Origin of the sequence: Streptomyces sp. NPDC005784 (assembly GCF_042871525.1) — a bacterium.
GTDB lineage: Bacteria > Actinomycetota > Actinomycetes > Streptomycetales > Streptomycetaceae > Streptomyces.
The window spans coordinates 1-8487 of sequence record NZ_JBIAIQ010000087.1; the positions used below are offsets into that span (position 1 = coordinate 1).

General features: G+C 69.6%; 10 protein-coding genes and 1 pseudogene. 5 read left to right on the forward strand and 6 right to left on the reverse strand.

The window, feature by feature from the left end:
- The coding region (locus ACFYR3_RS45245) for a helix-turn-helix domain-containing protein (protein WP_389288228.1) at positions 1 to 321 on the reverse strand (321 nt) is incomplete at its 3' end.
- Positions 322 to 360: 39 nt separating this feature from the next.
- Between ACFYR3_RS45245 and ACFYR3_RS45250 the strand changes: the two genes are divergently transcribed.
- Both ACFYR3_RS45250 and ACFYR3_RS45255 read left to right on the forward strand, forming a co-directional pair.
- A complete protein-coding gene (locus ACFYR3_RS45250) occupies positions 361 to 507 on the forward strand; it encodes a toxin-antitoxin system HicB family antitoxin (RefSeq protein WP_389288230.1) in 147 nt (48 codons plus the stop codon).
- Between the two features lie 324 nt (positions 508 to 831).
- Positions 832 to 1392 (forward strand): hypothetical protein, encoded by a 561-nt coding sequence (locus tag ACFYR3_RS45255; RefSeq protein WP_355858721.1) that lies wholly within the window; start codon positions 832 to 834, stop codon positions 1390 to 1392.
- 461 nt (positions 1393 to 1853) lie between these two features.
- On the opposite strand, the gene ACFYR3_RS45260 is transcribed toward ACFYR3_RS45255, so the two are convergent.
- Positions 1854 to 2966 (reverse strand): S8 family peptidase, encoded by a 1113-nt coding sequence (locus ACFYR3_RS45260; protein ID WP_355858718.1) that lies wholly within the window; start codon positions 2964 to 2966, stop codon positions 1854 to 1856.
- Positions 2967 to 3358: 392 nt separating this feature from the next.
- Between ACFYR3_RS45260 and ACFYR3_RS45265 the strand changes: the two genes are divergently transcribed.
- The 3 genes from ACFYR3_RS45265 to ACFYR3_RS45275 all read left to right on the forward strand — a co-directional run bounded on the left by ACFYR3_RS45265 (position 3359) and on the right by ACFYR3_RS45275 (position 5961).
- A complete protein-coding gene (locus ACFYR3_RS45265) occupies positions 3359 to 4624 on the forward strand; it encodes an MFS transporter (RefSeq protein ID WP_355858715.1) in 1266 nt (421 codons plus the stop codon).
- A 488-nt stretch (positions 4625 to 5112) separates the two neighbouring features.
- Positions 5113 to 5586 carry a hypothetical protein gene (locus tag ACFYR3_RS45270; RefSeq protein ID WP_355858712.1) on the forward strand — a complete coding sequence of 158 codons (474 nt, stop codon included), beginning with the start codon at positions 5113 to 5115 and terminating at the stop codon, positions 5584 to 5586.
- A gap of 9 nt (positions 5587 to 5595) precedes the next feature.
- Positions 5596 to 5961, forward strand: a complete 366-nt coding sequence (locus tag ACFYR3_RS45275) for a hypothetical protein (protein WP_389288239.1) — start codon at positions 5596 to 5598, stop codon at positions 5959 to 5961.
- 46 nt (positions 5962 to 6007) lie between these two features.
- Here the strand turns inward: ACFYR3_RS45275 and ACFYR3_RS45280 are convergent.
- The 4 genes and pseudogenes from ACFYR3_RS45280 to ACFYR3_RS45295 all read right to left on the reverse strand — a co-directional run.
- A pseudogene (locus tag ACFYR3_RS45280) lies at positions 6008 to 6263 on the reverse strand (IS5/IS1182 family transposase); the annotation flags it as partial.
- 242 nt (positions 6264 to 6505) lie between these two features.
- The gene (locus ACFYR3_RS45285; protein WP_389288233.1) at positions 6506 to 7138 is read right to left on the reverse strand and encodes a uridine kinase; all 633 of its coding nucleotides are present in this window, start codon (positions 7136 to 7138) and stop codon (positions 6506 to 6508) included.
- Between the two features lie 342 nt (positions 7139 to 7480).
- Positions 7481 to 7996, reverse strand: coding sequence for a GNAT family N-acetyltransferase (locus tag ACFYR3_RS45290; RefSeq protein WP_389288235.1), 516 nt, complete (start codon positions 7994 to 7996; stop codon positions 7481 to 7483).
- 26 nt (positions 7997 to 8022) lie between these two features.
- On the reverse strand, positions 8023 to 8487 hold a 465-nt coding region (locus tag ACFYR3_RS45295; protein ID WP_389288237.1), incomplete at its 5' end, for a zinc ribbon domain-containing protein.

Here is an 8487-nt window from a genome sequence, read left to right on the forward strand (position 1 = left end):
GACGCGGAAGCCCTCGTGCACGTGCTTCCTGCGCCAGGTCGGCTCACCGAACCCGGACGTGAAGCGGGCGTTCTTGGCCGTGGTGAAGTCCTTCAACGCCTGCTGCTGCACGTCCGCGTTCCCACTGCCGAGCCACTCGCTCTCGCGCCGGGCCTCGGTGAGTTGGCGGCACTGCTCAGCGAAACCGGGCGCTGACCTGCGCCACCTGCGCCAATGTGCGTGCTGCTCGACGGCCAGGTTCCACACGTACCGGGCGTGCGCACAGTGCAGAAGCATCTGCTGCTCCTGCGCATTCGTGGGGTACATGCGGAACTTCGCCATGCCGTCACGGTAATAGCGCAATAACGCCACAACAGCGGAATGTTCAAATTCACGCTTCGCATCCCCAAAGAACTCCACGCCCGGCTCACCGCCCGGGCGGCCGCCGACCAGGCAGCCCTCAACGCCCAGATCCTGCACCTGCTCGAGATCGCCCTCGACGCCGTCAGGGCAGATGAATCGCCCTGACGGCGATTCCTCTGCCCCTGCCCTGCTCCGCAGGGGCTCGCATTCACCCCCGGCCTGAAGGCCGGGGCACCCTGCAAGGAAACGAGGTGGTTCCAGTACAACTACATGGGCCACAACCAGAACGACGGCAAGGTCGGCCGGAAGACCTGGAAGGCCCTTCGCTTCTGACCACGGCCGCCTTGCACCGCCGGCACACGGGGACCACCACCGTCTGCCTGCGCCATGCCGCGCAGGCAGGCAACCGCGGGACAGGCGCTGTCCAGCCGTTTGTTCGGCTTGGGCGGTGATCCGTTACGCTGCGGGCCGTTGATCGCAAAGGAAGACATGTTCAAGCGACTTGTGACGGCCGCAGTGACGGCAGTTCTGATAGCCGGGCTCGGCGCGTGCGGCGGCGGCGGGGGTGACGTCCACGACGAGGGCACGGACCACTCGGTCGGCGTTGGCCGGGGCAGCGGGGGCGTTGCCGGGGAGTCCCGGCCGGACCCGGCCACCACGACGGACGCGACCGTCTTCGGCCTCCGGGACGAGATCCGCCACCTCGCCGCCAAGACCACCCGGGCCACACGGCCGCACATGACCAGGAAGTGCACCTCGACCACGCGGCGGGTCAGACACACGACAAGCACGGGATCGGGCACCAAGCGGCGCACCCGCACCTGGTACTCCACCGAGCAGTCCAAGAACTGCAAGCAGGTCCGCAGCGGAACCGAGACCTACACGCGCGTCGTCCGGCCGCAACGGTGGTGCGTCAGCCTGGACGACCTCGGCGGCGACGCAAAACAGGACGACGTCTGGTACCAGGTCAGCAAGACGACCTACGACGCGGCCATCGGCACGGACAGGCACGCCCGCATGGACTTCACCCCCACGCACAGCGGCTGCTGACCGAACATACGCACCGGCCGTCTCCTGCCGGCCCCGCCGCTGAGCTGTTCGGTGCGGGCCGATCTCGTGAGCGGTGTCCGCCGGCGGTCGCGGTTCCTCGCCGATTCCCGATCGAACGGGCCCGCAGGGGCACGTCGATGGGCATCCCTTGAGGGACAGTTGCTGTGCGTACGATGCGAACGGCCCGTCTCCGGCAGCACGAATGCCGGGGACGGGCCGTTGTCCGTCCCAGAGCGAGCCGGCCGAGCCGGCCGATGCCGCTCGCGGCTGAGCGTCCTGTGACCGCCTCGACCTGGGATCGCATCGGCGGCAGCCCCCAGGTTTCCAGGGGCCCCGCTGATCAGGTCAGCCAGGAACTGAACGGCCACCCCTCCCGTGCAGTGCCACCAACCTCCGTTGCGGGAGGCGATCGTAACGGTCCGCTTCCCGGGATCGGGGCCCGTGGCCGTCCAAGGGAATTTTCAGAGGCCGCCGGTGTTGAGCAGCCGGTTGGGAGTGTCGGAGCGGATACCGCGCAGGACACCACGGGTGGCCGTGTGGTCGAGCCAGACGTGGACCTGGTTGGCCGTGGCGTGGGGGTGTGCCGACAGGTACAGCGCGATCACGCCGGTCGCGTGCGGCGCGGCCCAGGACGTCGCGCCGTCGTCCTCCGTGGTCGTACCGCCGCCGGCGAGGGCGGCGGTCACCTTCTGGCCGGGGGCGTACAGGTCCACGCACCGTCCGTAGCCCGATCCGTAGGAGCCGCCGTCGCTCCACGCGTGGTCGTTCGAGGTGGAGGCCGCCACCACGATCGTGCCGGGGACGCCGGCCGGGGAGTGCTTGCAGGCGTCGTCATGGAAGTTGCCGGCCGACACCACCGTCGCAATCCCCGCGTCGACCATCTTCTTCACGGCGGACTCCACGGCCGCCGACCGGTGGTCGAAGTTGAGCGACATGTTCACCACCGCGGGCTTCTGCGCGTGGGCGGTGACCCACTTGACCGACTTGACCACGGCTGCCTCGGCCGCCGCCGGGGAACCGCCGCCCTCGCTCTCGCACAGGACGCCCTGGACCCGTACGAGTTCCGCCTTGGGCGCCACCCCGTACCTCGCGCCGCCGATAATGCCCGCGACGAACGTGCCGTGGCCGATGCCTCCCTCGCTGAAGCAGTCACCGGAGTCCTTCGGGCCCACGAAGTCGGCACCGAGGTGGGCGCGTCCGCCGAACTCGTTGTGGGCGATGTCCATCCCGGTGTCGATCACATAGACGTGAACGCCCTTGCCCGTGGCGGTGGTGGTCAACTTCCCGTTCAGCGGCCGCGACCGCTGGTCCAGGATGTCCAGGTTCCACGGCACGTGCCGGGTGATGGGCGACGCCGCGGTCTGCACGGTCCCGGACGACTTCCCCACGATGTCGGGAGACGTCGGGGCCGAGCCGGACGACGCCCCGTACCCGAAGGGCGCCACGGACTCCCCCTTCCCGTGCGCGGGGAGCGTCCCGCCGGTCCCCGCGGCCGTCGCGCCGGCTTCCCCGCCGCAGGCCGAGGCCCCTAGCGCCGTCGCCACGGCCACCGCCAGGAGACCGGCCTTCGTCACGTTCCGCTTCACAACGTCCCCCGCATCCCCGCTTCGTACACAGTCAGCGCACAAGACGACCACAGGGGGCGGGCGGTTCCGGCGGGGCATGGGAGTGGGTCGGTTCACGCGCTCGACGGAATCCTGTCCGACCGGGCACCGGTGAAGGGCGCCGCCGGACACGATCCCCGGCGGCGCCGGTTCCTTGCGGCGTTGATCGCAGGGGCCCTTCATAGTCCGCACGTGCATGTGCCCTGCGGGGAATCCTGGAACGGGCTGCGACCTGGAGAAATTCAGGTGCCTGGCATGGACGGGCCGCCTTACCATCGGGCGCTTCGCATCCTTGCCTCGCATCCTGTCCTCCTGCCCTCCTGCCCTCGATCGGCCACCAAGTGAAGTTCTTGATTCCCGGCGTGCTGCGTGATGAGCCGCAGTTCGCCCGCCTGTTCATCGGGCAGTCGCTGTCGGTGCTGGGCGACCGTGTTTCGTTCGTGGCCGTCCCCTTTGCCGTGCTCTCGGTCGGCGGGTCCGCTTCCGACGTCGGGCTGGTGGCGGCCTCCGGGCTGTTTCCCATGCTGCTGTTCGCCCTGGTGGGTGGTGTGTGGGCGGACCGTTTCCGGCGGCACCGCGTCATGCTGGTCTCCGACGTGGTGCGGTGTGCTGTGCAGGGGCTCATTGCCGTACTGCTGGTGACCGGTGCTGCCAGGATTTCGCATCTTGTGCTGCTCATGCTGGTGTTCGGCACGGCGGACGCGTTCTTCATGCCCGCTTCCACGGGGCTGTTGCCGCTGGTCGTCGGGCCCGACCGGTTGCGGGAGGCGAACGCCCTGCGGGGGTTCGCCCAGTCGTCCGCGCTGGTGCTCGGTCCGGCCCTGGCCGGCGGCGTGGTCGCGTTGCTCGGCCCCGGCGGCGCTCTGGCCCTGGACGCGTTGACCTTCGCAGCCAGTGCCGCGTTCCTGGCCGGGCTGAGACCTCGTACTACGGCTCCTGAGACGGCGGAGCCCACCGCCGGGGGGTCGTTCCTGAAGGAAGTGCGCGCCGGTTGGGCGCAGGTGCGCAGCCGGACGTGGGTGTGGTCGGGCATGGCCGCCATAGCGGTCTATCACGTTGTCGTGCTGCCGTCGGTGTTCGTGCTGGGGCCCGTCCTGGCCGAACAGGAGTGGGGCGGTGCGGCAAGCTGGTCGACGGTGACCGCGGGATTCGGTATCGGCTCCATCGTCGGAGACGTGTTCGCCTACCGGCTGAAGGTCCCGCGTCCCATGGCCCTCGCCGCCGCAGGGCTCGCCGTGGGCTCCTGCCAGGCGATCATCATCGGGTCCGGCACCTCACTCGCCATGATCGCGGTCCTCGAAGCGGTCACCGGTGTCGGCGTCTCCCTCTTCTTCGTGCTGTGGGAGACCGCGCTGCAGACGCACGTGCCCGAAGCCGCCCTGTCCCGCGTGAGTTCATACGACTACCTGCTGTCGGCCGGACTCATGCCGCTGGGTCTTGCGCTGGCCGGCCCGGTCTCCGACTCCCTCGGTGTGCGACCCACCCTCTACGCGATGACAGTCCTCGCGGTCCCCGCCGCCCTCGCGCTGCTCTGTGTCCCAGCCGTACGACGCCTCCCGGCGCACGCCCCGGGCACTGCAGACGACACGGGCAGCGTCCTCACCGCCTCGCAGGTCGGCCTGCCGTGAAGCCGGCCGGCTGAAACAGCGCCGATGCCACCGCGACCTCATCAGGCTCCGGCGGACCGGGCCGGCCGCCGACTTCCGGATCTCCCCGTCCAGTGCGGGGCAGATCTCCAGTGCGGGGCAGATCCGAGAGGCCGGCTGCGGAGCACTGCTGACGGCCACGCCGGTCCTGTCCGCCCGCCTGGTGGCGGAGCACAGCAAGGACGCCCCGGCATGAGAAGCCCGCTGCCCACCGTCCGGCCCGAGGACGGGGAGCAGGGACCGTCCGGCCGCTCACCGGGCGTCCGTTGGGCCTGGACTGTCAGCTGGACGGTTGCCTTCAGATGTGCTGATTCGGCCCCTATCCGAGGAAGGGGGCTCATAACGATACTTAATTCGCTTGCCTGTTGGCACATGCGTGCGAGAACGTCGTCTCCGATCGCGCTCCGCCGCCGGAACCTGACCAGTCCGGCTGCCTCGGGGCGTCACATTTGAACAGGGGGAAGATCAGCATGGGACTTGCTCAGCGAGCCGCTGCTGTTGCGGCGGTGCTGGCCGCGGTCAGTTCGCTTGTCGTTGGCAGTGCGGATTCCGCATCAGCGGCCGACCCGTGCGCCGGGCAGTCGGCAGCGCACATCGTGAAGAAGTACTACCAGGGTCCACTCGTCATCCCGCTTCGGTGCGGCTCGAACACCTGGGGATACCGCCACCTGGTGCACCGTGGCCGTTGGAGCACCGACTTCGACAGGAAGATCAGCCACGCCATCTGGCGCGGCACCGTGGTGCCGATTCCCGGCGGCCGATGGCACTACTACATGGAGGCCATGCCCCCGTGCAGCAAGTACTTCGGGGTGCTGGACAACCCGAACGCCTATGGGCGCACGCCCAGGATCAATCCGCAGGGCATCATCACGGCTTATTCTATGGATGACGTGCCCGGCTCCAGCCGCGCCTCGTCTGCCGAGCCGTGGCGTCCTGCCTGTTGATGGAGCACCATGATCCTCACGTCTGACACGCGGGCCCGGCTGGGTGATCTGCTCCGTGAGTACGAGTCGACGTACGCCGTCCCGATCCATGTCGAACAGTTGCAGTTGACGCAGCGCGTGTTCACCGAAGGGGCGGTTGAGGTCGAGCGGGCCTTTCTCGAAGTCGAGGTGTCGGTGGCTGCGCCGGACAACGAGCCGCAGCGCTGGCTGCTGAGCCTGGACTTCGACGAGGACGCCAGGAACCTCTTGGGTGAAGGTGCGCAGGAGGCGGATCTCCGCACCGCGGCACTGATCGTCTCGGCGAACATCGACGAGTGGTGGCGGTGCAAGGACCACGAGGCTGCCACGGCGGCCATGGGCAGGAGGCTCTTGTAAAGGGTCGCGTTCTCCCGGTGTTCCATCCCGGAATTGGTGTCTGATCCGGTTTCGGGTCACGCCGGGAGATCGTCACCTCGCTGGTGAGGCGACGGGCCGTCAGGTCGGTCATGGCCAGGTGGATCGTGGTTTCGGAGCGGGCGGGAAGGTCTCGTAGCCGCGGGCCAGACGGCGGTGGAGCATCAGCCATCCGCAGGAGCGCTCCACCGCCCGGCGCGCGGGCAGCGGGTGAAACCCCCCGCCCCGGGAGTGCGCTGGGCGATTTCCCTGTAGCTGCCGAGGTCGGCGGCGTGATCGTGCAACGGTTCGTTGTCGATGCCCGGGCCGTGCAGCTGGACTGCCTGGTGCTGTTTCCCGAGCCGCACGAGGCCTTAAGGCCGCACGGCTTACCCGGCGAAGGCGCTGTGCCCGGGCAGTGGCGCGCAACGCGCGCGGGAGGCGATGAAGGTGTCGATGGCTGTGCAGCCGGGCGCGTCGCGTGGCCTGCTCGCATAGCTGCTGAGGGGGCGACCGGCCCCCGGGGGCCGGTGGGGCGTCCGGCTCGTCATGACAGCACCGCCCGGCGGAAGACCGGGCCGCCGTCTGCGCTCGGGGTGCCCGTGCCGTCCAGGACCAGATCGGCGTGGTGGTAGGGGCGTTCCGCGTCCACGTAGCGGTCCTCCGCGGGCATCCACTCGTCGACCCACTGGCTCTCGGCTTCGGCGCCGTCGCGCTCGAGACCGCGGCTGAGCCGCAGTTCGCGGGGCGTGTGGCAGTAGACGCGGTAGGTGTACAGGTCCCGCACGCCGGCCCGGGTGCTGTAGACGCCCTCGATGACGAGGGGGATGTCGGCGGGGACGTCGTGCCACTCGGCGAGCCGGTCGCTGTCCCAGTCGTAGCGCTGGTAGCGGACGGTTCTGTTGGCGGAGGCCGGGCGCAGCACCTGGCGTTCCAGCCGCTCCAGGTCGAAGTCCGCGCCGTAGCCACCGGGCCGTTCGTCGCGGCTGGGGCGGTAGAAGTCGTCGACGTGGACGACGACCGCGCCGGGCAGGCGGTCGGCGAGCAGCGCGGCGAGGGTGCTCTTGCCGGACGCCCCCGGACCGTCGACGCCGACCAGGATCCGGCGGCCGGTGCGGTCGCCGTGAGCGCGGATCTCCGCCGCGATCTCGTCCAGGTCGCAGGCCTTCTGCGTCTGCATGGTCATCCCTTCGTGAGCAGCCGCGCGCCGACCCGGTGGTGCGGGGACACGGGGGGGGTGGTCACAGGCGCCGGGTCGCACGGGAGTGAAGCGATGCCGACTCGGCGTCTGTGTGCATGATGCGGGTGTGCGGTGAGTGCGGCCCGGTCACCGATACCGGGGACAGGCGGGCGGGCGTCTTCGCGCTCCGGGACAAGGCAACGGCTGCCGGACCACCTGTCGACGCCGGCAGGACTCCACGCCAGGAGCATGGTTGCTTCCGGGGCAGTGACGCCGGTCGCGCCCTGATGCCGGTCATGCATGTCATGTCTGCATGGCGTGGCACCGCGGGCCGCTGGAGGGCTAGAGATCGTTGAAGGGCGCGGCGTAGGCGAAGGTGCCGCGCAGGCTCGGCCGGTACGCCGAGAGGGTGCGTACCTGGAAGTAGTCGCCGTAGTCGGGGTCCGGTGCGGTGATGCCGTACTGCGTGCTGGGGTGGAAGCCGTAACGGCTGTAGTACGCGGGGCTGCCGAGCAGGGCGACGAGCGGTTCGCCGAGCGCGTCCGCCGCGCCGAGTGCGGTGTGGACGAGGGCGAGGCCGACGCCGCGGCGCTGGTGGTCGGGGTGCACGCTGAGCGGGCCGAGTGCCACGACCGGGGCGGTGTCGACGTGTCCCCGGGTGCAGAGCACATGCCCGGCCACCTCGTCCCGCTCGTTCACCGCCACGAGCGACAGCTGGGGCAACCAGCCCTCGCAGCCGCGCAGTTCATCCAGCAGAACGGCCTCGGCGGGGACCGTCGTTCCCGGTTTGGCGAACGCGGCCGTGGTGAGGGCGCGTACGGCTGGAATGTCGGCGGGCGCTTCGCGTCGGATCAGCACCGGCACAGTTTGACATCCTCCCCCTCTTAAAAGAGGGGGATTCCAACCGAGGTGGGTTGGGGTTCACGGATACTCGACCGCTGTTTGGGCGGTGTCGTCCCTCCGGCACCGGCTGATCGCCGGGGGCGGGGAATCCCGCCCTGTCCTGCCGCGACGTTGATGGCTGCGTTGGTGTCCGCGTTGCAGGTGAAGCAGCAGAGGGAACAGACGAACTCGGCTTGGCTCTTGCGCGAGTTCTTGTCGATCCATCCGCAGACACTGCACCGCAGGCTGGTGCAGGGGGCGGGGACGTCTTCGATCCGGCCCGGGGCCTTGTGTTCGGTGCGTTGGCGCAGCAGGCCCCAGCCCTGCGCCAGGATGGCCCGGTTCAGCCCGGCCTTCTGCCTGACCTGCTTACCGGGCTGCTCGGTGGTTCCGCTGGCCGAGCGGGTCATGTTCTTGATGTTCAGTTTCTCGAACCGCACCAGACGGTAGGTGCGGGCCAGCATCGT

Coding starts and splice junctions, on each gene's coding strand:
- ACFYR3_RS45250 (WP_389288230.1), top strand. CDS start 361: ATGTTCAAATTCACGCTTCGCATCCCCAAAGAACTCCACGCCCGGCTC.
- ACFYR3_RS45255 (WP_355858721.1), top strand. CDS start 832: ATGTTCAAGCGACTTGTGACGGCCGCAGTGACGGCAGTTCTGATAGCC.
- ACFYR3_RS45270 (WP_355858712.1), top strand. CDS start 5,113: ATGGGACTTGCTCAGCGAGCCGCTGCTGTTGCGGCGGTGCTGGCCGCG.
- ACFYR3_RS45275 (WP_389288239.1), top strand. CDS start 5,596: ATGATCCTCACGTCTGACACGCGGGCCCGGCTGGGTGATCTGCTCCGT.
- ACFYR3_RS45285 (WP_389288233.1), bottom strand. CDS start 7,138: ATGCAGACGCAGAAGGCCTGCGACCTGGACGAGATCGCGGCGGAGATC.